This is a genomic window from Herbaspirillum sp. CF444 (genome assembly GCF_000282135.1).
Lineage (GTDB): Bacteria > Pseudomonadota > Gammaproteobacteria > Burkholderiales > Burkholderiaceae_D > Herbaspirillum.
The window spans coordinates 27,339-49,706 of sequence record NZ_AKJW01000037.1; the positions used below are offsets into that span (position 1 = coordinate 27,339).

The 22,368-nt window shown below is 57.6% G+C and carries 26 protein-coding genes and 1 pseudogene; 11 read left to right on the forward strand and 16 right to left on the reverse strand.

Features of this window, described 5'->3' with window-relative positions:
* The first annotated feature begins 54 nt into the window (after window positions 1-54).
* The 8 genes from PMI16_RS08850 (at window position 55) to PMI16_RS08885 (ending at window position 8,677) form a co-directional block, all read left to right on the forward strand.
* Window positions 55-1,245 (forward strand): phosphoglycerate kinase, encoded by a 1,191-nt coding sequence (locus PMI16_RS08850; protein ID WP_007878629.1) that lies wholly within the window; start codon window positions 55-57, stop codon window positions 1,243-1,245.
* Between the two features lie 78 nt (window positions 1,246-1,323).
* Window positions 1,324-2,757, forward strand: coding sequence for a pyruvate kinase (gene pyk / locus PMI16_RS08855; RefSeq protein WP_007878630.1), 1,434 nt, complete (start codon window positions 1,324-1,326; stop codon window positions 2,755-2,757).
* A 24-nt stretch (window positions 2,758-2,781) separates the two neighbouring features.
* A complete protein-coding gene (gene fba / locus PMI16_RS08860; protein WP_007878631.1) occupies window positions 2,782-3,846 on the forward strand; it encodes a class II fructose-bisphosphate aldolase in 1,065 nt (354 codons plus the stop codon).
* A gap of 154 nt (window positions 3,847-4,000) precedes the next feature.
* Window positions 4,001-4,897 (forward strand): phosphoribosylaminoimidazolesuccinocarboxamide synthase, encoded by an 897-nt coding sequence (locus PMI16_RS08865; RefSeq protein ID WP_007878632.1) that lies wholly within the window; start codon window positions 4,001-4,003, stop codon window positions 4,895-4,897.
* 1 nt (window position 4,898) lies between these two features.
* Window positions 4,899-5,414 (forward strand): 5-(carboxyamino)imidazole ribonucleotide mutase, encoded by a 516-nt coding sequence (gene purE, locus PMI16_RS08870; protein ID WP_007878635.1) that lies wholly within the window; start codon window positions 4,899-4,901, stop codon window positions 5,412-5,414.
* On the forward strand, window positions 5,411-6,616 hold the full coding sequence (locus PMI16_RS08875) for a 5-(carboxyamino)imidazole ribonucleotide synthase (protein ID WP_007878637.1): 1,206 nt from the start codon (window positions 5,411-5,413) through the stop codon (window positions 6,614-6,616). Before purE ends, PMI16_RS08875 begins: the two co-directional genes overlap by 4 nt.
* Before the next feature lie 13 nt (window positions 6,617-6,629).
* The gene (locus tag PMI16_RS08880; RefSeq protein ID WP_007878639.1) at window positions 6,630-7,658 is read left to right on the forward strand and encodes an L-threonylcarbamoyladenylate synthase; all 1,029 of its coding nucleotides are present in this window, start codon (window positions 6,630-6,632) and stop codon (window positions 7,656-7,658) included.
* Window positions 7,659-7,936: 278 nt separating this feature from the next.
* Window positions 7,937-8,677, forward strand: coding sequence for an OmpW/AlkL family protein (locus PMI16_RS08885; protein WP_007878640.1), 741 nt, complete (start codon window positions 7,937-7,939; stop codon window positions 8,675-8,677).
* Between the two features lie 71 nt (window positions 8,678-8,748).
* Here the strand turns inward: PMI16_RS08885 and PMI16_RS08890 are convergent, their stop codons facing one another.
* Entirely contained in the window at window positions 8,749-9,255 is a 507-nt protein-coding gene (locus PMI16_RS08890) for a flavin reductase family protein (RefSeq protein WP_007878641.1), read from the reverse strand.
* A 241-nt stretch (window positions 9,256-9,496) separates the two neighbouring features.
* Between PMI16_RS08890 and msrA the strand changes: the two genes are divergently transcribed.
* On the forward strand, window positions 9,497-10,090 hold the full coding sequence (msrA, locus tag PMI16_RS08895) for a peptide-methionine (S)-S-oxide reductase MsrA (RefSeq protein WP_007878642.1): 594 nt from the start codon (window positions 9,497-9,499) through the stop codon (window positions 10,088-10,090).
* 18 nt (window positions 10,091-10,108) lie between these two features.
* Here msrA and PMI16_RS08900 read toward each other — a convergent pair whose 3' ends face one another.
* The 6 genes from PMI16_RS08900 to purB all read right to left on the reverse strand — a co-directional run bounded on the left by PMI16_RS08900 (window position 10,109) and on the right by purB (window position 15,694).
* Window positions 10,109-11,320: an SAM-dependent methyltransferase gene (locus PMI16_RS08900; protein ID WP_007878643.1), complete on the reverse strand. Its 1,212-nt coding sequence runs from the start codon at window positions 11,318-11,320 to the stop codon at window positions 10,109-10,111.
* Between the two features lie 58 nt (window positions 11,321-11,378).
* Window positions 11,379-12,014, reverse strand: a complete 636-nt coding sequence (gene pdxH / locus PMI16_RS08905; protein ID WP_007878644.1) for a pyridoxamine 5'-phosphate oxidase — start codon at window positions 12,012-12,014, stop codon at window positions 11,379-11,381.
* A 209-nt stretch (window positions 12,015-12,223) separates the two neighbouring features.
* Window positions 12,224-12,799 (reverse strand): YceI family protein, encoded by a 576-nt coding sequence (locus tag PMI16_RS08910; RefSeq protein ID WP_007878645.1) that lies wholly within the window; start codon window positions 12,797-12,799, stop codon window positions 12,224-12,226.
* A gap of 56 nt (window positions 12,800-12,855) precedes the next feature.
* Entirely contained in the window at window positions 12,856-13,437 is a 582-nt protein-coding gene (locus PMI16_RS08915; protein ID WP_007878648.1) for a YceI family protein, read from the reverse strand.
* Between the two features lie 21 nt (window positions 13,438-13,458).
* Window positions 13,459-13,983, reverse strand: coding sequence for a cytochrome b (locus PMI16_RS08920; protein ID WP_007878650.1), 525 nt, complete (start codon window positions 13,981-13,983; stop codon window positions 13,459-13,461).
* A 343-nt stretch (window positions 13,984-14,326) separates the two neighbouring features.
* The gene (gene purB / locus PMI16_RS08925) at window positions 14,327-15,694 is read right to left on the reverse strand and encodes an adenylosuccinate lyase (RefSeq protein WP_007878652.1); all 1,368 of its coding nucleotides are present in this window, start codon (window positions 15,692-15,694) and stop codon (window positions 14,327-14,329) included.
* A 227-nt stretch (window positions 15,695-15,921) separates the two neighbouring features.
* On the opposite strand from purB, the gene PMI16_RS08930 reads away from it, so the two are divergent.
* Entirely contained in the window at window positions 15,922-16,527 is a 606-nt protein-coding gene (locus PMI16_RS08930) for a glutathione S-transferase N-terminal domain-containing protein (protein ID WP_034379673.1), read from the forward strand.
* 105 nt (window positions 16,528-16,632) lie between these two features.
* Here the strand turns inward: PMI16_RS08930 and bfr are convergent, their stop codons facing one another.
* The 9 genes from bfr to PMI16_RS08975 all read right to left on the reverse strand — a co-directional run bounded on the left by bfr (window position 16,633) and on the right by PMI16_RS08975 (window position 22,064).
* A complete protein-coding gene (gene bfr / locus PMI16_RS08935) occupies window positions 16,633-17,106 on the reverse strand; it encodes a bacterioferritin (protein WP_007878654.1) in 474 nt (157 codons plus the stop codon).
* A gap of 318 nt (window positions 17,107-17,424) precedes the next feature.
* Window positions 17,425-17,841 (reverse strand): ExbD/TolR family protein, encoded by a 417-nt coding sequence (locus PMI16_RS08940; protein WP_007878660.1) that lies wholly within the window; start codon window positions 17,839-17,841, stop codon window positions 17,425-17,427.
* Window positions 17,841-18,575, reverse strand: coding sequence for a MotA/TolQ/ExbB proton channel family protein (locus PMI16_RS08945; protein WP_007878665.1), 735 nt, complete (start codon window positions 18,573-18,575; stop codon window positions 17,841-17,843). Before PMI16_RS08945 ends, PMI16_RS08940 begins: the two co-directional genes overlap by 1 nt.
* A gap of 65 nt (window positions 18,576-18,640) precedes the next feature.
* Window positions 18,641-19,342, reverse strand: a complete 702-nt coding sequence (locus PMI16_RS08950; RefSeq protein ID WP_034379676.1) for an energy transducer TonB — start codon at window positions 19,340-19,342, stop codon at window positions 18,641-18,643.
* A gap of 9 nt (window positions 19,343-19,351) precedes the next feature.
* Window positions 19,352-19,579 carry a (2Fe-2S)-binding protein gene (locus PMI16_RS08955; RefSeq protein WP_007878672.1) on the reverse strand — a complete coding sequence of 76 codons (228 nt, stop codon included), beginning with the start codon at window positions 19,577-19,579 and terminating at the stop codon, window positions 19,352-19,354.
* A 31-nt stretch (window positions 19,580-19,610) separates the two neighbouring features.
* Window positions 19,611-19,931: a hypothetical protein gene (locus PMI16_RS08960; RefSeq protein ID WP_007878680.1), complete on the reverse strand. Its 321-nt coding sequence runs from the start codon at window positions 19,929-19,931 to the stop codon at window positions 19,611-19,613.
* 135 nt (window positions 19,932-20,066) lie between these two features.
* On the reverse strand, window positions 20,067-20,255 hold the full coding sequence (gene hemP, locus PMI16_RS08965; RefSeq protein ID WP_007878681.1) for a hemin uptake protein HemP: 189 nt from the start codon (window positions 20,253-20,255) through the stop codon (window positions 20,067-20,069).
* A 194-nt stretch (window positions 20,256-20,449) separates the two neighbouring features.
* Complete coding sequence (gene mnmA / locus PMI16_RS08970) at window positions 20,450-21,544, reverse strand: tRNA 2-thiouridine(34) synthase MnmA (RefSeq protein ID WP_007878682.1); 1,095 nt, start codon at window positions 21,542-21,544, stop codon at window positions 20,450-20,452.
* The gene (locus PMI16_RS08975) at window positions 21,537-22,064 is read right to left on the reverse strand and encodes an NUDIX hydrolase (RefSeq protein WP_007878683.1); all 528 of its coding nucleotides are present in this window, start codon (window positions 22,062-22,064) and stop codon (window positions 21,537-21,539) included. Before PMI16_RS08975 ends, mnmA begins: the two co-directional genes overlap by 8 nt.
* Window positions 22,065-22,237: 173 nt before the next feature.
* On the opposite strand from PMI16_RS08975, the pseudogene PMI16_RS25255 reads away from it, so the two are divergent.
* Window positions 22,238-22,368 (forward strand): annotated as a pseudogene (locus PMI16_RS25255) (NAD(P)(+) transhydrogenase (Re/Si-specific) subunit alpha); the annotation flags it as partial.

The window sequence follows — 22,368 nt, forward strand, 5'->3', positions numbered from 1 at the left end:
AGGGCGGGTAGAGTAAAATAACGCCTTTTTGCCCCACCTTAGATTCCGCGAAAAATGAAATTCAACCGACTCAGCGACCTCATCTCCGCCAACCAGTTGCAAGGCAAGCGCGTTTTCATCCGCGCCGATCTGAACGTGCCGCAGGACGATGCCGGCAATATCACCGAAGATACGCGTATTCGCGCTTCGGTGCCGGCGATTCGCCAGGCGCGCGACGCCGGTGCGGCGGTGATGGTGACTTCGCATCTGGGGCGTCCGGTCGAAGGCGAATTCAAGCCGGAAGATTCGCTGGCGCCGGTCGCCAAGCGTCTGTCGGAATTGCTGGGCGCGGAAGTCAAGCTGGTGTCGAACTGGACCGACGGCGTCGACGTCGCACCCGGCCAGGTCGTGCTGCTGGAAAATTGCCGCCTCAACAAGGGCGAAAAGAAGAACAGCGACGAGCTGGCGCAAAAGATCGCCAAGCTGTGCGACATTTACGTCAATGATGCTTTCGGCACCGCGCACCGCGCGGAAGCCACCACTTACGGTATTGCCAAGTTTGCACCGGTCGCTTGCGCCGGTCCGCTGCTGGCGGCCGAACTCGATGCCTTGGGCAAGGCCCTGAACCAGCCCGCGCGTCCGCTGGTGGCCATCGTCGCCGGTTCCAAAGTTTCCAGCAAATTGACTATCCTGAAAGCACTGGCCGACAAGGTCGACAACCTGATCGTCGGCGGCGGCATCGCCAACACCTTCATGCTGGCTTCCGGCCTGAAGATCGGCAAGTCGCTGGTCGAGGCCGATCTGGTCGACGAAGCCAAGGCCATCATCGAGATGATGGCCAAGCGCGGCGCGTCGGTGCCGATTCCGGTCGACGTGGTGTGCGGCAAGGAGTTTTCGCCGACTGCGGCGGCGACCGTCAAGGACGCCAAGGATGTAGCCGACGACGACATGATTTTCGACATCGGCCCCAAGACCTCGGCCATTCTGGCGGCGCAACTGGCCAAAGCCGGCACCATCGTCTGGAACGGCCCGGTGGGCGTGTTCGAGTTCGATCAGTTCGGCCAGGGCACCAAGGCGCTGGCGCAGGCGATTGCGGACTCCGATGGCTTCTCCATCGCCGGCGGCGGAGATACGCTGGCGGCGATCGCCAAGTACGATATCACTGACAAGGTGGGCTATATTTCGACAGGCGGCGGAGCTTTCCTGGAATTCCTGGAAGGCAAGACGCTGCCGGCAGTAGAAATTCTGATGCAGCGCGCGCAATAAGCGTCATTAAAACGACGCAGCGTGCACCAAAGATAACGAGACAACGAGCTTTTCAACCACGGTCAGAGAAAGATTTTCATGCAAAGAGCAACCAAGATCGTCGCCACCATCGGCCCCGCTTCCAGCGACAGGGAGACCCTGACGCGCATGATCAAGGCGGGCGTCAACGTGGTGCGCTTGAACTTCTCTCACGGCAAGGCGCAGGACCATATCGACCGCGCCACGCTGGTGCGCGAAGTGGCCGATGCCTGTGGCGTCAAGGTCGCGATCATGGCCGACCTGCAAGGCCCGAAGATCCGCGTCGGCAAGTTTGAAAACGGCAAGATCAATCTCGAAAACGGCGACAAGTTCATCCTCGACGCCGACTGCACCATGGGCAACCAGGAGCGCGTCGGTCTCGACTACAAGGCGTTGCCGCGCGACCTTCGAGGCGACGACGTGCTGCTGCTCAACGACGGCCTGATCGTGCTGGTGGTCGAGCGCGTGCTCGGCAATGAGATCCACACCGTCGTCAAGATCGGCGGCGAACTGTCCAACAACAAGGGCATCAACCGCCAGGGCGGCGGTTTGTCGGCACCGGCGCTGACGGCCAAGGACATGGACGACATCAAGACGGCGATGAGCTTCCAGGCCGATTACGTCGCCGTGTCGTTTCCCAAGAACGCCACCGACATGGAAATGGCGCGCCAGCTCGGCAACGTTGCCGCCGAACCGTACGGCCACAAGCCGCTGATGATCGCCAAGATCGAGCGCGCCGAAGCGATCCCGTTGCTGCAGGAAATCCTCGACGCTTCCGACGGCATCATGGTGGCGCGTGGCGACCTCGCCGTGGAAGTCGGCAACGCCGCCGTTCCCGGCCTGCAAAAGCGCATGATCAAGATGGCGCGCGCCTCCAACAAGCTGACCATCACCGCCACGCAGATGATGGAATCGATGATCGTCAACGCCGTGCCGACGCGCGCGGAAGTATCCGATGTCGCCAACGCCGTGCTGGACGGCACCGATGCCGTGATGACATCGGCCGAAACGGCTTCCGGCAAGTATCCGGTGGAAACGGTCGAAGCCATGTCGGCCATCTGCCTGGCCGCAGAGAAGTCCGAAGACTGCAAGCTCGACGCCGACTTCCTGAATCTGCAATTCACCCGCGTCGACCAGTCGATCGCGTATGGCGCGCTGTTCACCGCGCATCACCTGCGCGTGAAGGCGATTGCGGCGCTGACCGAGTCCGGTTCCACCGCGTTGTGGATGAGCCGCCACAACATCGATGTTCCCATTTTTGCCATCACCCCCAATGTCGCCACGCGCCAGAAGGCCGCGCTGTTCCGCAATGTGCGTACGTTCGAACTGGCGCAGTCCACCGATACCGAAGTGGTGTTGAAGGGCGTGCAGGACCTGCTGTTGGAGCAAGGCGTCGTGCAAAAGGGTGATTTGATCGTCGTGACCTGGGGCGAGCCGATTGGACAAGTCGGCGGCACCAACGCCCTGAAGATTCTCAAGGTCGGCGAGTACTGATTTTTATTGTTCAGGAGTTCTATCATGCCTCTCGTATCCATGCGTCAATTGCTGGACCACGCCGCCGAAAACGGCTACGGTCTGCCAGCGTTCAACGTCAACAATCTGGAGCAAGTCACTGCGATCATGCAGGCTGCCGACGAAGTTGGCGCGCCAGTCATCATGCAAGCCTCCGCGGGCGCCCGCAAGTACGCCGGCGAAGCGTTCCTGCGTCACCTGATCGAAGCGGCGGTCGAAGCTTATCCGCACATCCCGGTCGTCATGCACCAGGACCACGGCCAGTCGCCGGCAGTCTGCATGGCCGCGATCAAGTCGGGCTTCACTTCGGTGATGATGGACGGTTCGCTGATGGAAGACGGCAAGTCGGTCGCCAGCTACGAATACAACGTCGAAGTCTCGCGCAAGGTGGTCGAGTTTTCGCACGCCATCGGTGTCACGGTCGAAGCTGAACTGGGCGTGCTCGGTTCGCTCGAAACCATGATGGGCGACAAGGAAGACGGCCACGGCGCCGACGGCAAGATGACGCGCGAACAGCTGCTGACCGACGTCGGCCAGGCCGCCGACTTCGTCAAGCAAACGCAATGCGACGCGCTGGCCATCGCCATCGGCACTTCGCACGGCGCGTACAAGTTCTCTCGCAAGCCTACCGGCGACATCCTCGCCATCGACCGCATCAAGGAAATCCACGCGCGCATTCCGAACACCCATCTTGTGATGCACGGTTCGTCCTCCGTTCCGCAAGAACTGCTGGCTGAAATCCGCGAGTTCGGCGGCGACATGAAGGAAACCTACGGCGTGCCGGTGGAAGAGATCCAGGAAGGCATCAAGCACGGCGTGCGCAAGATCAACATCGACACCGACATCCGTCTGGCGATGACCGGCGCGATTCGCCGCTACCTGATGGAAAACCCAGGCAAGTTCGATCCGCGCGATTACCTCAAGCCTGCCCGCGAAGCCGCCAAGCTGGTGTGCAAGGCGCGCTACCTGTCGTTCGGCTGCGAAGGCCAGGCCGGCAAGATCAAGGCGATTCCGCTGGAAAAGATTGCAGAGAAATACAAGAAGGGCGAGCTCTCCCAGATCGTGCAGTAAGCAGCAAGCGATCAGCGAGCGAACCAAGCGACCGGGACTGGCAGCAGCAGTCCCGGTTTTTTGACTTTAAAGGTGGGCAGAAAAACGGCGGTTTCGCCGTTCCAGGGTAACCCCGAATCCCTGACCTTCAACCCACGGAATGACCGGAATCAACATGACCAGCCTCTACAAAACTTCCATCACTTCACTTCCTCTGCTGGGCAACGGCAAGGTGCGCGACAACTACGCCGTCGGCGACGACAAATTGCTGATCGTGACCACCGACCGCCTGTCCGCGTTCGACGTCATCATGAACGAGCCGATTCCAGGCAAGGGCAAAGTGTTGAACCAGATGTCGGATTTCTGGTTCGAGAAGCTGGGCGACATCGTGCCGAATCATCTGACCGGCATCGCTCCGGAAACCGTGGTTGCCGCCAATGAAGTCGAACAGGTGCGTGGTCGCGCCGTCGTCGCCAAGCGCCTCAAGCCGATTCTGGTGGAAGCCGTGGTGCGCGGTTACATCATCGGCTCCGGCTGGAAAGATTATCAAGCTACCGGTTCGATCTGCGGCATCACGCTGCCGGAAGGTCTGCAACAGGCCGCCAAACTGGCCGAACCTATTTTCACCCCGGCAGCCAAGGCCGACCTCGGCGAGCACGATGAAAACATCAGCTTCGCCGACATGGAAAAGCGTATCGGCAGCGAACTGGCCAACAAGATGCGCGACATCAGCATCCAGCTGTACAAGACCGCCGCCGACTACGCCGCCACGCGCGGCATCATCATCGCCGACACCAAGTTTGAATTCGGCCTGGACGACAACGGCGTGCTGCATCTGATGGACGAAGTGCTGACCGCTGACTCGTCGCGCTTCTGGCCGGCTGACAGCTACAAGGTCGGCATTTCGCCGCCGTCGTTCGACAAGCAGTTCGTGCGCGACTATCTGGAAACCGTCGACGGCTGGAAGAAGACGCCGCCTGCGCCGGCACTGCCTACCGATGTGATCGAAAAGACCGGCGCCAAATACCGTGAAGCGCTGGAACGCCTGACCGGCAATTCGCTGAAGGACTGACATGAGCCAGAACAACGCACAAGCCAATGCACAAACGCCGATCGTCGGCGTGGTCATGGGATCGTCGTCCGACTGGGATGTGATGCAGCATGCCGTGGCGATTCTGAAAGAGTTCGGTATCCCGCACGAGGCGCAAGTCGTTTCGGCGCACCGCATGCCGGACCAGATGTTCGACTATGCCGAGAAAGCACGCGGGCGCGGCCTGCGCGCCATCATCGCCGGCGCCGGCGGTGCGGCGCATCTGCCGGGCATGATTGCGGCGAAGACCATCGTGCCGGTGCTGGGCGTGCCGGTGCCGTCCAAGTATCTGCGCGGCGAAGATTCGCTGCTGTCCATCGTGCAAATGCCGAAGGGTATTCCGGTCGCGACCTACGCCATCGGTGAAGCCGGCGCGGCCAACGCGGCCTTGTCGGCCATCGCCATGCTGGCGACCACCGATGACGCACTGGCTGCGAAGCTGGAAGCTTTCCGCGTCAAACAAACGCAAGTCGCCCTGGATATGAAGTTGCCGTTATGAGTCAGAAGCAGTCCCCGTTGAATGATGTTGCGATTCCCACCACGACACCTGCTACCTGGTTGGGCGTGATGGGTGGCGGCCAGCTCGGTCGCATGTTTGCTCACGCCGCGCAGGCGATGGGTTTCAAGGTCGCCGTGCTGGAACAGGAAGAAGATTGCCCGGCCGGACAAGTCGCCGATCGTCTGATCCGCACGTCCTATAGCGATCCCAGGGGTTTGGACGAGCTGGCCTCGTTGTGCCGTGCGGTGACCACCGAGTTCGAGAATGTTTCGGCCGACAGCCTCGCTGCATTGGCTGCAAAAACCTATGTCGCGCCGTCGGCCGCCGGTGTATCGATTGCGCAGGACCGCATTGCCGAAAAGCGTTTCTTCGTCGATTGCAGCGCCAGCTCCGGCGTGCAGCCTGCACCACACAAGATCATTGCTTCCGAAGCGGATATCGATGCGATTCCCGCTGATTTGCTGCCGGGGATTCTGAAGACCGTGCGCATGGGTTACGATGGCAAGGGCCAGGTGCGTGTGCGCAGCATCGCCGATGTCAAGGCGGCATTCGCCGACATGAAGGGCGTGGCCTGTCTGCTGGAAAAAATGCTGCCGCTGGCCTATGAAGTGTCAGTGCTGGTGGCGCGCGGCGCCGATGGCGCTGCCGTGGTGTATCCGATTGCCGAGAACGTCCATCGCGACGGCATCCTGTTCACGACGACCGTGCCGTCGGATCATGTCTCGGACGTCGTTGCAAAGAAGGCGCAAGACGCTGCCTTGGTGATCATCGCGAAGCTCGACTATGTCGGCGTGCTGTGCATCGAATTTTTCGTCCTGGAGGACGGTTCGCTGGTCGTCAACGAAATGGCGCCGCGTCCGCACAACAGCGGCCACTACACCATTGATGCCTGCATCACCAGCCAGTTCGAACAACAGGCGCGCGCAATGGCGCGTTTGCCGCTGGGCGACGTGCGCCAGCATTCTGCGGCTGTCATGTTGAACATCCTCGGCGATGTCTGGTATGAAGGCGACAGCGACAATATGCGCGAACCGGCCTGGGACAAGATCCTGGCGCTGCCGGGTGCGCATTTGCATCTCTACGGCAAGGCGCAAGCCCGTCGCGCCCGCAAGATGGGGCACATAACTTTTGTCGCGCCCACCATGGCGCAGGCGCAGGCGCAGTTGGCGGCGGCATGCGGCATTCTCGGCATTGCCCGGTAAGGCAGAGGCGATGATGGCGATTGTGCGGATTGACATGGATGCGGTAAAGCTTGCTGCGCGCAAGCTCGAAGCGGGCAAGCTGGTGGCGTTTCCTACCGAGACCGTCTACGGCCTCGGTGGCGACGCCGAGAACGCTGCGGCCATTGCCGATATCTATGCCGCCAAGGGCAGGCCTGCCAATCATCCCGTCATCGTTCACGTTGCGCCGGAAGCCGACATTTCTTATTGGGCCGCCGAAGTGCCGGCCGAAGCGCGTGCGTTGATCGAGGCGTTCTGGCCGGGTCCGCTGACGCTGATTCTCAAGCGTGCCGCGCATGTTCCTGCGGCTGCTTCAGGCGGTCAGGATTCCATCGGCGTGCGTTGTCCGTCGCATCCGGTTGCACAAGCTTTGCTGCGTGAATTCAAAGGCGGCAAAGGCGGGATCGCGGGGCCGTCGGCCAACAAGTTCGGCCATGTCAGTCCGACGACTGCGGAACATGTCCGCGACGAGTTCGGCAGCGATGACGATAGTCTTGTGGACTACATACTGGATGGCGGGCCGAGCGAGGTCGGCATCGAATCGACGATCGTCGATTTGTCGCGTGCGAGTACGCACGGTGCGGTATTACTGCGGCCGGGGCAGATCAGCGTTGATCAGATTGCCGCCGTATTGGGCAAGGCGCCGAGCGCTCCCGATGTCGCCGCGCCGCGTGCGTCGGGGACGCTGGATGCGCACTATGCACCGCATACGCCGGTTGCACAGGTTTCAGCGGAACAACTCGCCGGGACTGTGAAAGAGCTGGTCGGGCGTCAGTACAAAGTCGCCGTGATTTATCGTACGGTAGAAATCATTTCCACACACGCTTCCATTGCCATGGCGCAAGAAGCGGATCAGTATGCGCATGACTTGTACGCGGCGTTACGCGACATGGATCATCGGCATGCAGATGTCATTCTGGTAGAAGCAACTCCCTCCACGCCGGCATGGCAAGGCATCAATGATCGCTTGCGTCGCGCCGCTTTCGATTCCACCGGAATCCTCTCTCGCTTGCTTGCAACCTGACGTGCTTTTTTTGCAATAGTGCTGCTGGTTCAATAGTGAAAATTATTTCCAGTTGCCAAAAAAATACATGTCTATACAAAGCAGATTAAAGCTGGCATAGTATCGCAAAAGAATAGCACGCACGTTCTTTTTGTCTTATGAGTGTAAAGACGAAGTCGCATGACTTCGACGGTGCATTCAACAAAAACAGGCGACGTCCAACGTAGCCAAACAACTCCGGACTCAGAGTCGGAATAATCAATAAACGGGGCGCAGCCCTTTACATTTGGAGACGACACATGAAGCAACAATTTTCCCTTTTGCCTAAAATCGCTGCGCTGTCCATCGCTGCCGCATTTGCTGCACCTGCCATGGCGCAAACTGCCGGTAGCAACATCGTCAATCTTGGCTGGTTCCATCTGGCGCCACAGGATTCGAGTGAGCAACTGCGTGTCGTAAGTCCGACTCCTACCACTATTGCAGGTAGCGGAGCATCGGTTAGCAATGCGGATACCTTGGGTATCGCATTCACCCATTTCTTCACAGACAATTTTGCACTGACAACCGACGTTGGCATTCCTCCGACATTCAAACTGACGGGCACTGGGACAATCTCAAGCGTCGGTGAAGTCGGCAACGCCAAGCAATGGAGTCCTGCGATCGTCGCTAAATGGTATTTCGGTGACGGCAACAGCAAGTTCCGTCCATTCGTCGGCGCGGGTGTCTCCTATGTCTGGTACTCGGATGTCAAATTGAGCGATCAATTCCAGGCTGCACTGTCGTCGCGTTTTACCGGCGGTTTGAGCTCATCGGCCAAATCGACTGCAGATTTGAGCTCTTCGTGGGCTCCTGTATTTAACGTCGGCGCTACCTACAACTTCGACAAGAACTGGTCGATGGGTTTTTCGGTTGCCTATATTCCTTTGAAGACGAACGCCGACATCACCACGACGCTGCCAACAGGTACACAAGTCAAGTCGGCCACCAGCCTGACCTTGAATCCGATTGTGACCTTCCTTTCGGTCGGTTACAAATTCTGATTCTTTGTGCCTCTGAAAATAAAAAAGCGCCCTTGTGGCGCTTTTTTATTTGTTCGCCAGATTGCGGCCGCTCATGATTCGGTCTTGATGAAACGACCGTCATGAAACACCAGAGCCGCCTGAGGCGTTACTTCGCAATGCTCCACCTCGCCGACGAAAATCACATGATCGCCTTCCGGGTAGCGGCTGCGGTTATGGCACTCAAACCAGGCTGACACACCTGTCAATACGGGCTGCCCCGTACGCGACAGGGTGTAGTCGACTCCCTCGAAGCGGTCCACAGACTTTCGCGAGAACTGTTCCGCCAAGGCAGCTTGATCAGCGCCGAGAATGTTGATGACATAATGCGAATTGCCAGAGAACACCGGCATGCTGCTGGCTTGTTCGGACAAGCTCCACAGTACCAGCGGCGGATTCAACGATACCGAATTGAACGAGCTTGCGGTCAGGCCGAGCAAGGTCCCGTCGGCCAGGCGCGTGGTGATAACGGTAACGCCGGTCGCAAATTGGGATAGTGCTTTGCGGAAATGCGAGGCATCGAATGCGCGCGACGTGGCGCGCGGGGAGCGAGAGTGCATCTGAAGCCTGTGGAATCGATTCTGGTCAATGCGACATTATGCCCAAAAAATACGGCGTAGTAACCCGGCCCCTAAGAAGGGCAATATTTGCAGACCTAGGCGGAACAATCGGATTCGGTTCGCATTGTGCTTTCAAGTAGTTAAAAGTCACATAAAAACGTACTTTTAAGTTAAGTTTGCGTAGTCTTTCCCATCAGGCGAAGTTAGGAAATTAATCAGCAGCAATGGTATAAATATAACTATGCAATCATGCGTTGTGATCGCAGACATTAGAATCAATGACGTGGGAGTGATCGTGAATACTTCATCGGAAACAGCAATTCTCGGCGGCGGATGCTTTTGGTGCCTGGAGGCGGTGTATCAGCAGTTGAAAGGCGTACAGCATGTCGAGTCCGGTTACACCGGCGGTCATGTCAATAATCCGACGTATGAACAGGTTTGCAATGGCGACACCGGCCATGCCGAAGTGGTGAAGCTGACCTTCGATCCTGCGACGATCAGTTTCAGGGAAATTCTGGAAGTGTTCTTTACCATCCACGATCCGACTACGCTGAACCGGCAAGGCAACGACGTCGGTACGCAATACCGTTCGGTGATCTACTATGACTCGCCGGTACAGCGCGATACGGCCAAACACATCATCGCCGAGATGGCCCTGGTATGGGATGCGCCAATTGTGACTGAGCTCAGTCCTGCGGGAACCTACTACAAGGCTGAGGACTATCACCAGAACTACTTCCAGCAGCATCCCTTCCAAGGCTACTGCGCCTTTGTCGTGGCGCCGAAGCTGGCCAAGTTCCGCGAAGTCTTTGCCGAGAAGAGCAAGGACGACTAGGAACCCGACGTTAGCCGATCAAGCCGTTGCGTCGTAGATGTAGCGGCGCGATTGCGGCAGGACCTCGGCGTGGCGATTGGATTTTCCGCAGATGACCTGATACAGGGAAATCCAGTCCTGATTGAACCCGTGCGAACTGCCGGCGAGATACACGCGCCAGATGCGATAGTGCTTCTCATCGGTGATCTTGCGAATCTCTTCCGCCCTGGCTTCGAAATTGTCTGCCCAGATGGCACAGGTCTTGGCGTAGTGCTTGCGCAGGTTTTCGATGTCGAAGGCTTCCAGTCCGCCTTGTTGCATGGCTTTCAGCACCAGGCTGATGTGCGGAAGTTCGCCGGCGGGGAATACATACTTGTCGACGAACTCGCCGCCGCCATAGGGCGATTCGCCGTTCTCAATGTCTGTCGTGGTGATGCCGTGATTCATCGCCAGACCGTCGTCGGCGAGCAGTGCATTGATGCGTGAGAAGTACATCGGCAGATTTTTCAGGCCGACGTGCTCGAACATGCCGACGCTGGTGATGCGGTCGAAAGTGCCCGTGACGTCGCGGTAGTCCTGCAAACGGATTTCGATGCGGTCGCTCAGGCCGGCCTTCTCGACACGCTCCTTGGCCAGCGCATACTGGTTTTCCGACAGCGTAATGCCGACGCACTTGGCGCCGAATTTCTGCGCTGCACGCAGCACCAGCGCACCCCAGCCGCAACCGATATCGAGCAGCGTATCGCCCGGACGGACCTGGATCTTGGTGAGGATGTGATCGATCTTCTTGAGCTGGGCCGTGGCAAGGTCTTCATCGCCGTTTTCAAAATAGGCGCAGGAGTAGACCATGTTCTCATCGAGGAATAGCCTGTAGAAGTCGTTGGAGACGTCGTAGTGATAACGGATTGCTTCCGCATCCTTTTCCTTGCTGTGGCGGATGGAGCGGGTGATGCGCGCCAGCTTGCCTTCCGCTTTCAAGGTCTTGGCCGCCAAGGTGTTGGCGACGCTGATAATGCTGGCCACCGGACCGTCGACGTCAATCTTGCCTTCGACGTAGGCTTCGCCGAGATTGGACAGCGAAGGCTGGAACAGATAAGTCAGGGCCGATACATGAGGAACGCGCAAGGTAACTTGCGGCGCGCTGTCGCTGAAGTCGAACTGTCGACCGTTCCACAGTTCAAGGCGCAACGGCAATGCCGTGGCGTGACGGATTTCCTCTACCCAAGCTGCGAGCTTCTTTTCCCAAAACACGATATTTCCCTCCGTGCAAGTGATGTGATGCTGTGCGCAGCCCTGACATGAGTCCCGGTCAGGGTTGCAGGCGTTGCCGGCTCCAGGTGCCGTCTGCAGCGCGCGTATAGATGACGCGGTCATGCAGGCGCGAGCGCCGGCCTTGCCAAAATTCCAATTTTTCCGGCACTACGCGGTAGCCGCCCCAATGTTCCGGGCGCACAGGTTGCGTGCCGTATTTTTCCTCCGCAGTGGCGAACTGCGCTTCCAAGGTCTCCCGTTTGTCGACAGGCTGGCTTTGCTCGGAGGCGATGGCGCCTAATTGGCTGAGCAAGGGGCGACTTGAAAAATACGCGTCGCTTTCACTGGCGGTAACTTGCACTATCTTTCCTTCGATGCGGACTTGACGCTCAAGTTCGACCCAATGGAAAAGAAGCGCGACATAAGGATGCTGGGCGATCTCGCGCCCTTTGCGACTGTGATAGTTGGTGAACCAGGTAAAGCCGGCGGCATCGACTTGCTTGAGCAGGACGATACGCGAGGAGGGCTTGCCGTCGGCACCGACGGTGGCAACGCTCATCGCGTTGGGTTCGGGGATCTCCGCTTTGATGGCTTCATCAAACCATGTTGAAAATTGAACAATAGGGTCAGCGGCGACGTCAAGCTCAGACAAACTGGCGCGACTGTAATCCTTGCGAAGATCTGCTATCGACATGTTGCATTGATCCTTAATCGGGACTGCGCTAGATTAGCGCGTTTTTAAAAAGTCTGCAGGCGGCGGCCCGAAGCGTAGTCGCCAAGTTCAGGCTGGAGGCCGGTTCCAAACGCGAGCCATTATGCGGCAGAACATGCGGCATAACCATGATGCAGAACAAAAAAGGCCGATGCATATGATATGCATCGGCCTTTTTGCGAGAGGAAGAATCAGTTCGACTTGATCGCTTCAACCTGAATTGCCAGCTTCACTTCCGGTGCGAAAGGAGGCACGGCGTAGCTCACGCCGAAATCGGTACGGTTGAAAGTTGCGGAGGCATCGGCGCCGCAGACTTCACGCTTGAGCATTGGATGTTGAATGCAAGTGAATTTGTTGATCTTCAATTGCACCGGCTTGGTCACGCCGTGCAATGTCAGCTCGCCATCGACAGCCACCGGCTTGTCGCCGTCGAATTTGACGGAAGTGCCCTTGTAGGTTGCTGTCGGGAATTTCTGCACGTCGAAGACATCGGGGCCTTTCACGTGATCGTTCAGCTTGGCGTGGCCGAAGTCGATCGAGGACGTATCGATGGTGATGTCGACGGTGCCGGTCTTGGCGGCACGGTCCAGTGTCACGGTGCCGCTGGTCTTGGTGAACTTGCCGCGCCAGACCGAGATGCCCATGTGGTCGGCTTCGAAACTCGGGTAAGTGTGGCTTGGGTCGACGGTGTAGGTATCGGCTGCCAGGGCGGAGGTCGAAGCAGCGCCGGCGACGAGCAGGGAAATCAGGGCGAATTTCAATTTCATGAGATAGTCCTTTGTATGATCTGTTGGGTGTTGGAGCGGTATGGTTTGATTGTGAATTACGGTGCTGTTACAACGTGAAACTTGATGGTGACCTCATCGGCGACCATGCCGGTGTCTTTCCATTCGCCTTCGCCGATATTGAAGGTCAGGCGCTTGATCGGTACGGCGCCGTCAAAGACCAGGCTGCCGCCGTCTTTCTTCACTGCCAACGGAAAATGTACGTCGGCGGTTTTTCCCTTGATGGTCAGCTTGCCGGCGACGTCATATTTGGTGCCTGCCGGCGCGCCGGCGGCAGCCTTGATCGAGCTGGAAACGAAACTGGCTTTGGGAAACTGCGCGGCGTTGAACCATTCCTTTTTCAGCACTTCCTTGTTGTACTCGGCATCGCCCAGGTCGAAGCTGGCGATATCGATGTCGACGCCAGCCTTGGCTGCGTCGGGCTTGGCACTGTCGAAATCGATTTGCGCAGTGAACTTCTTGAATTTGGCTTCGACCGGGACATTCAATTGCTTGAAGACGGCACTGACGGTGCTTTTACCGGTGTCGACCTTGAGCGGTGCGGCGATGGCGGAAGACACCAGGCTGATGGCGGCGATACCACCGGCAAGAACACTGGTCAATATGGAACGCAGAGTCATGAAGTTTCCTTGAAAAGAGAGTCAGGGCAGGATACGTTTAAGTACGCCGTCGCGATCGATGAACTGATGCTTCAGCGCAGCCAATACATGCAAGCAGAAAGCGGCCAGCAAAGCCATGTTCAGCCAGTAGTGCACCAGTTTGAGCAAAGGTTTGAGTTCCGGATTGGGATCAATGAAAACCGGCAGTGGGTAAAGGCCCAGATACACTACGGGGACTCCTGCCGCAAGGCTATAGAAATAGCCCGAAATCGGAATCGCAAAAATCAGAATATAGAGCAAGCCGTGCAGTGCATGCGCCGCGCTTTGCTGCCAGCGCGGCATCTGTGCCGGATATGCCGGCGCGGCATGCGTCAAACGCCACAGCAGGCGCAGACATGCCAGGGCGAGGACGGTGACGCCCAGCCATTTATGCCAGGAAAAATATTTCAGTTTGGTTGGCGTCAGGCCGGGAATGTTGACCATCGTCAGCCCGAGCGAAAAGGCTGCAATGATCAGCAAGGCGATCAGCCAGTGCAACAAAATGGCGGGTTTTGTATAGCGTTCCATGGCGGTTGCTGGTGGAAGGTATGAAGAGTTGGACTGCAGGCGAGCGCTTACTCGGAGAACAGCCGGCGTTGATGGCTCTCGATCGTCATCGCGACGCGGGTAGCCCGAGAGAAATCGATGTGCAGCACAGCAACCATGCTTGTTCCTTTGTGATCGTTTGAAGCGACGTTTAAATGAGCCGGCTCGCATTTTTGATGCAATGCCGCAGCATAAAGGCTTTTCAAGATTCGCAATAGATCAGTAAAACTGATTTCACTGATCCATTTACGTTGACAATCGATCTGTTGCCGCGCAATTTGAGGGGATCAGGCAGGTTTGAGTTCCGCCGTATCCCCACGTACGCTTAAATATTTTTGGCCAATGCGATTGCTTCGCCGATGTAGTTGGCCGGCGTCATGGCCAACAGCAAATCCTTGGCGTCCTGCGGGATGGCCAAGCCATTAATGAAGTCGCGCAAGGCGTCTTTCGAAATGCCCTTGCCGCGCGTCAGTTCCTTCAGTTGCTCGTATGGATTCTCGATGCCGTAACGGCGCATCACGGTTTGCACCGGCTCCGCCAGTACTTCCCAGGTATTGTCCAGATCTTCGGCCAGGCGGGCCGGATTGACTTCCAGCTTGTTCAGGCCGCGCAGGCAGCTGTCGTAGGCCAGCACTGCATAACCGAAGGCCACGCCAATGTTGCGCAGAACGGTCGAATCGGTCAGATCCCGCTGCCAGCGCGAAACCGGCAGCTTTTCCGACAAATGCTTGAGGACGGCGTTGGCCATGCCCAGGTTGCCTTCGGAGTTTTCGAAGTCGATCGGATTGACCTTGTGCGGCATGGTCGAGGAGCCGATTTCGCCGGCCTTGGTGCGCTGCTTGAAGTAACCCAGCGAGATGTAGCCCCAGACGTCGCGGTTGAGGTCGAGCAGGATGGTGTTGGCGCGCGCCACGGCGTCGAACAGTTCGGCCATGTAGTCGTGCGGTTCGATCTGGATGGTGTACGGGTTGAACACCAGGCCCAGGCGCTGCTCGATGACGTTCTTGGAGAACGCCGCCCAGTCGGTTTCCGGGTAGGCGGAGAGGTGGGCATTGTAGTTGCCGACCGCGCCATTCATCTTGCCGAGGATTTCGACGCCGGCAATGCGCTTGAGGGCGCGCTGCAGTCGGGCGACGACGTTGGCGATTTCCTTGCCCAGCGTGGTCGGGCTGGCGGGCTGGCCGTGGGTGCGCGACATCATCGGTACGGCGGCATGTTCATGTGCCAGTTCGGTCAGCTTGGCGACCAGGCCTTGCAGGGCGGGCAGCACGACCATGTCGCGCGCGGCCTTGAGCATCATGCCGTGGGAGGTGTTGTTGATGTCTTCCGAAGTGCAGGCGAAGTGGATGAATTCGGACGCTGCGACCAGTTCCGGCACGTCCTTGACCTTTTCCTTGAGCCAATATTCCACGGCTTTGACGTCGTGGTTGGTGACGGCTTCGATTTCCTTGATGCGGGCGGCATCGGCTTCGGTAAAATCCGCGGCCAGCTTGTCGAGCAAGGCGTTGGCGTTCGCCGAGAACGGTTTGATCTCGGCAAATCCCGCCGCCGATAAGGCTTGCAACCAGGCAATTTCCACTTTCACCCGATGATGCATGAAGCCGGCCTCGGAGAGGATGGGGCGCAGCTTGTCGGTTTTGGCGGCGTAACGGCCATCGAGAGGGGAGAGAGCGGAAAGTGCGGTGAGGGACATGATGGTAACGGGATGTTGGATGAGAAACGGTGAACAGTGTTGAAAATAGGGATTCGCGATCCACGGCATATGGCGGCAACAGGCGTGGTTCTGCTTTAACTCGCGATTTTACCATTCCAGGCGTTCGGGAATCGGGATCGTTGCAGCTTGTCGTCGCAAGTAGTGGTTTAGGCGTTGATGGGAAATCCCCGATGCTATAATCGGGCCGGATTATTACAAAAATTGCTATGAAACTAATCGCCTCACTGGTAAGTCCTTACGCTCGCAAAGTTCGCATTGTCATGGCGGAGAAAAAGATCGATTACGAGCTGGTTCTGGAAGACGTATGGAGCGAGACGACGACCATCCAGCAGTTCAATCCGCTGGGAAAAGTGCCCTGTCTGATGATGGATGATGGCGGCGCCATGTTCGATTCTCGCGTGATCTCCGAATACCTCGACATCCTGACGCCGGTCGGCAAGCTGATGCCCACCGGGGGACGCGAGCGTGCCGAAGTTAAATGTTGGGAGGCGCTTGCGGACGGGATGCTGGACGCCGCGATTCTGGTTCGTCTGGAAAAAAAACGCCCGACGAAACAGCAAAGTCCTGAGTGGATCAAACGTCAATGGAGCAAGGTTGAAGCATCGCTGAAGTCGATGGCCTCGGGACTGGGTGAAAAAACGTATTGCGTCGGCAATCATTATTCGCTGGCCGACGTTGCAGTCGGCTGTGCATTGGGATGGCTGAATTTCCGTTTTCCCGAGTCGCAATGGAAAGAAAATTATCCTGAACTGCTCCGTTTGTTCGACAAATTGTCCGAGCGGCAGTCTTTCAAGGATACGTTTCCGCAGTAATGCAAGCGGCAGAACTTCGGCAACGAGGTTCAAAATAAAAAAGCGCGACAGAAGTCGCGCTTTTTTTATGCCTGCGGCGTTGCATGAGCAATCCGCAAGGACCCCTCACTCTTCGATGATCTGCGTCTGCAGGTAGTTCTGGATGCCGATCTTTTCGATGATGTCGAGTTGGGTTTCCAGCCAGTCGATATGCTCTTCCGTGTCGTCCAGAATCATCTGGAACAGTTCACGCGAGACATAATCGCCATGGGTTTCGCAGGTGGCGATGCCTTCCTTGACGGTTTTGTGCGCGGCTTTTTCGAGCTTCAGGTCGCATTGCAGCATCTCGGCAGTGTTCTCGCCGATCATCAGCTTGTGCAGCGCTTGCAGATTAGGCAGGCCGTCGAGCATCAGGATGCGGTCGATCAGCTTGTCTGCGTGCTTCATTTCGCCGATGGATTCTGCGTACTCTTTCTTGGCAATCTTTTCAAAGCCCCAGTGCTTGTACATGCGGGCGTGCAAAAAATATTGATTGATCGCTGTCAATTCGTTAGTCAATTGAGCATTGAGCAGTTTAAGGACCGCTGGATCGCCTTTCATAGGAACCTCTGAGAATAGTGGGGGAAGACAGGCTGGGCGAAGCAGATGGGATCTGCGTAATGGCCCAGCCGCGTGAACGGACGGATCATAGCGCAGCCGATTCCAGACTTCACTATAAATTAGCGCGAATCATTCTTACTTTATTTCTGAGGGGCAGAGCATCGAGATGGCTGGCGACCGTGTTGGAAATGGCCGAGGAGGGTCTGCTGAGCACGGGCTTGGATGGTCTGATGTGCAAACAACAAAGCCTTCATTCCGTGAAGAATGAAGGCTTTGGGAACGCAGCGAGCGGCACTGCTTCGCCAGGTCAGAGGCGAGCTACTTTGCTTGCGGATCGGTGACGAAGCCAATCTTGGACAAGCCGCCCGATTGCGCCGCCGCCATGACTTGCGCAACCTTTTCGTATTGCGTCGTACGCTCGGCGCGCAGATGCAATTCCGGCTGAGGCTGCTTCTTGGCAGCTTCGGCAATGCGCAGGTTCAATTGGTTGCTGTCGATCTGCTCGTCATTCCAGAATACTTTGCCGTTCGCGTCAATCGACAGATTGATGTTTTGCGGCTTGGTTTCGTCCGGCTGATTGGTTGCGCGCGGCAGGTCGATCTTGACTGCATGGTTCATGACCGGAATGGTGATGATAAAGATGATCAGCAGCACCAGCATCACGTCAACCAGCGGAGTAGTGTTGATCTCCGGGTTGAAATCGTCGTCCGAATCGGACAGGGAACCCATTGCCATTACGCTCTCCCGACGGCCGTCAGCTTGGCGCTTTTGGAGCTGCCTGTTTCGGCATCTTCAGTCGCAGCGCGAGCGCCGGTCACAAACAATGCGTGCAGGTCGAAGCCGAACTTGTTCAATTTGGCGATGGTGGTCTTGTTGCCGCGAACCAGTGCGTTGTAGCCGAAGGTGGCGGGAATCGCCACTGCCAGACCCAGCGCGGTCATGATCAGCGCTTCGCCCACAGGGCCGGCAACCTTGTCGATGCTGGCCTGGCCGGAAGTGCCGATGGAAACCAGCGCGTGATAGATGCCCCAGACGGTGCCGAACAGGCCGACGAATGGTGCGGTCGAACCAACCGATGCCAGGATGGCCATGCCGGTTTGCAGTTTGCCGGAAGCTTCATCAATGGCTTGACGCAGGGACAGGGTGACCCAGTCGCTGACCGATAACTGATCGTGCAGATGGCCCTTGTGGGCGGTATGGTGGCTCATCGAGGTAACGCCGGCTTTGGCGACTTCGGCGAAAGGGTTATCGGCGCCCAGTGTGGCGACGCCTTCCGGCAGGCTGGTGGTGTCCCAGAATGCGTGGCCGGCAGCATCGGAGGCGCGGCGGAAGCGCAGCAACTGCAGCGCTTTGGTGACGATCACATACCAGGACGCGATCGACATGGCGACCAGCAACACTGCAACGCCCTTGGTGACGAAATCCCCTTGCGCCCACAGGCTTTCCAATCCGTACGGACTAACTTCCATGATGACTTCCTTTTGATGACTGTAGTGAATGAATTATTTAACTATGTTCCGCCGGGGCGTTGCAATCAGCGATCCAGCTTGAAGGTGATTGCACCGGTGGCCGACACGACGATAGGTTTGCCGTCTTCGATATACGGCTTGAAGACGGCGCGCATGACGGCGCGGCGCGCTTCATCGTCGAGGCGGGACGAACCCGAGCCTTTGATGATATCGACTTTTTCGGCACGGCCGGCAGTGTTGACCAGCACACGGAATTGCACGACGCCTTCTTCCCCCATGCGTCGGGACGCCGGTGGATAGTTGGCGTGCGGGGCCTCGATGTATTCGATGCCGGACGTAATCTGTTTTGGCGGCGGCGGACCTGGAGGCGATGCCGGGGCTGGCGCAGCTGCGGCAGGCGGCGATGGTTCAGCCGGTTGCGGCGGCGCCGGTGGTGCCGAGATGGCAGTGGGAGCCGGCGCCTGCGTGACCGGAATCGGTGGAGGCGGCGTGACGGATTTCTTTACTACCTGAACGACTTTCGGTGGTGCCGGAGGGGCCTTGGGCGGGGCCGGTTCGGGCGCGCGTTCAGGCGTGACGAAGGTGGCGATGACTTCTTTCGGGATGGCGCTGGCAACCTGATGGATCAAGCCGCTTTGCAGGGCATAGAAGAATGCGATGTGCAGCAGGATGATGAAGCCGAGCGGGCCGATTTTTCTGACCTGGCGCCAGACGGCGCCAACAGGATTGGACGTGCTGCTACTCATAGTAGGCGATAAGGCGTTCATAAATGATCTTTATGCAACGATGGCATTCGCGTGGAATACCATGGCTTGCACTGTATTGCGTGTTTGATTGGAGTTGCTCAGACATTCGCGCAGGACATGTTTGGCGCAGGTATGACATTTGCCGCAACCGGCGCCAACACCGAGCTCCTTGCGAAGCTCGGACATGGAGGTCATGCCTGCATTCACTGCCTGATGAATCTTGCCTTCGGAAATGTTGTTACAAACACATACGATCATTGTACGCCTTGCCGCCTGGGTATGTAGGCTCTTAAATGGATCTCGCTCCTGAAACGATGCGAGCAAACAGGTTAAATTTCTCGGGTTGCGGCATCGTGCGTTCCACTACGGTTGCCCATTGTTCCGACAGTTGCTGGCAGGTCGCCCGCAATACCGGAGCCAGATTCGGCAAATCCGCCAGTGCCTTCAGGTGTCGTTCAATCACTGACGCCAATTTGACGCAGCTTTTGGTTTCCTGATTGCTGGCAGTGTAGTGAGACATCAAATGCAGCACTGCTGAAACCAGCAGCTCTGGCTGTGCCGGCGCGCTATTCGGTTCTACGAAAGCAGAATCCATTTTGTCGGTAACCATCAAACTCTCCTTAATCGGCAAGCTTGGCTGGCTAACGTATAACGCCGTGGCATCACCGTTGGCTGGCTGGTTTTGTACCATCGTTCAAATCAACACATTTTGAGATGATTTTATTGTCGGGTTACACGGTCAAATCTACGCCGTCAAAATCAGCTTGTTCAACTGCGTCAGACGCAATTTGTAGATACGCCCGCCATGGTCGATCTCCAGTTCGCGCATCTGCCGGAACAAATCCTGGCTCTTGATGCGCGTGATGGGGGAGCCATTTGCTGCAGTGGCTGGCTTGTTGCGACGTTCAGTTCCGTGCTCGATCAGTTGGCTCATCATAAGCTCCTATTAAATGCGAACAATTCTTATTTAGATTATTCGTCATTTAATCCAAGATTGCAAGCTCTTTTATGTTTTGTTGCGAGTTTCTTTCCCGCGGGAAATGGAGGGAACATTTTTTGTTGTCGGAAAAGAAAAAACGCTCCGCTGCGCAAGGCAGACGGAGCGTTTTGCACGCGATTTGAGCCGTTTTACACGGATTCGATGATCCCGCCGCCGAGGCAGACGTCGCCCTGATACAACACCGCCGATTGACCGGGCGTGACAGCCCATTGCGGATCGCTGAAGCGCAGGTCGAAACGCGCGCCGTCGTCGTTGAATGTGCACGGCACATCCGCCTGGCGATAGCGCGTCTTGGCGCTCAGTGCTGCCATGTCCGGCGCTTCGCCCGCAACCCAACTGATCTGGCTGGCGCCGAGCCGGGACGACAGCAGCCACGGGTGGTCATGGCCCTGCACGATATAGAGCGTATTGTTTTCGACGTCCTTGCGCGCCACGTACCAGGCGTCGCTGTTGCCGTCGGCATTCTGATGCGCCTTGATGCCGCCCAGGCCGATGCCCTTGCGCTGGCCGAGCGTGTAAAAACTCAGGCCGACGTGTTCGCCGACGATGTCGCCTTCCGGCGTTTTCATCGGGCCGGGTTTGTAGGACAGGTAGCGGTTGAGAAATTCCCGGAAAGGCCGCTCGCCGATGAAGCAGATGCCGGTCGAGTCCTTCTTGGTCGCGTTCGGCAGCTTCAGCTGTTCGGCGATCTTGCGCACTTCGGTCTTGTGGATCTCGCCCAGCGGAAACAGCGTCTTCGACAACTGCGCCTGGTTCAGGCGGTGCAGGAAGTAACTCTGGTCCTTGCTGGCATCGACCGCCTTCATCAGTTCGAACTTGCCGACCGGATTCTCGCGTACGCGCGCATAGTGGCCGGTGGCGATCAGATCGGCGCCCAGCAGCATGGCGTGGTCGAGAAAGGCCTTGAACTTGATTTCGGCATTGCACAGCACGTCCGGGTTGGGGGTGCGGCCGGCCTGGTATTCGCGCAGGAACTCGGCGAACACGCGGTCCTTGTATTCGGCGGCAAAATTGACCGCCTCGATATCCACGCCCACCACGTCGGCCACGCTGGCGGCATCGATCCAGTCCTGGCGCGTCGAGCAATATTCGGAATCGTCATCGTCTTCCCAATTCTTCATGAACAGGCCGATGACTTCGTAGCCTTGTTCTTTCAGCAGCCACGCGGACACGGACGAGTCGACGCCGCCTGACATGCCGATGACGACTTTCTTCTTAGCCATTCGTTACTCCAGTTACTCCAATTGCTCCGTTTGCTTCCTCGACCGCCGCGGTGACGCTGGCGTCGGTATACAGTAAAGACAGCGGCGCGCGTTGGCCGCCGAGGTAATCGTCGATGCAGCGCAAGACCAGCGGGCTGCGATGACGTTCGGTGCATGCCGCGATTTCGTCGCGTGTCATCCATAGCGTGCGCACGATGCCGGTGTCCAGCGGGCGATCATGTTTTTCACCCAGTTTTCCGGCGAACGCAAAACGCAAGTAAGTGGTGTCGGCGCCGGCGCGCGAGGACGACACATTGCGCGACATATACATGCCGATCAATGCGGTTGGTTCAAAATCGTGCGCGGATTCTTCCAGCGCCTCGCGCACCACCGCCTGCGTCAGCGCTTCGCCTGCGTCGAGGTGGCCGGCCGGCTGGTTCAGGCGCAGGCCGTCGCCGGCTTGCTCTTCAATCATCAAAAAACGGCCCTCGCGCTCGATGATCGCAGCAACAGTGACGGAGGGCTTCCATACTTCAGTCATACATTTTTCCTAACCTGCAACAGCCACCATTTTACCGTGGCTGGACAAAGCCTTCAGGGGATGGGCCCAAGATGCGAGTCGGCGTCGCGAAAGAGAGGGTTTGCGCAAAGTTGTTGATGTTCAAATTTTCCGTGTAAGATTCCGGTAAGAATTTACAACTACAGGAGCTCTGAATGAGGCTAGGCATCCCCGTCGAAAGGCGGGACGGAGAAACACGCGTTGCGGCAACCCCGGAAACAGTCAAGAAACTGGTGGCCGCCAAACATGAGGTGCTGGTCGAAGCAGGCGCCGGCATCCAATCCAG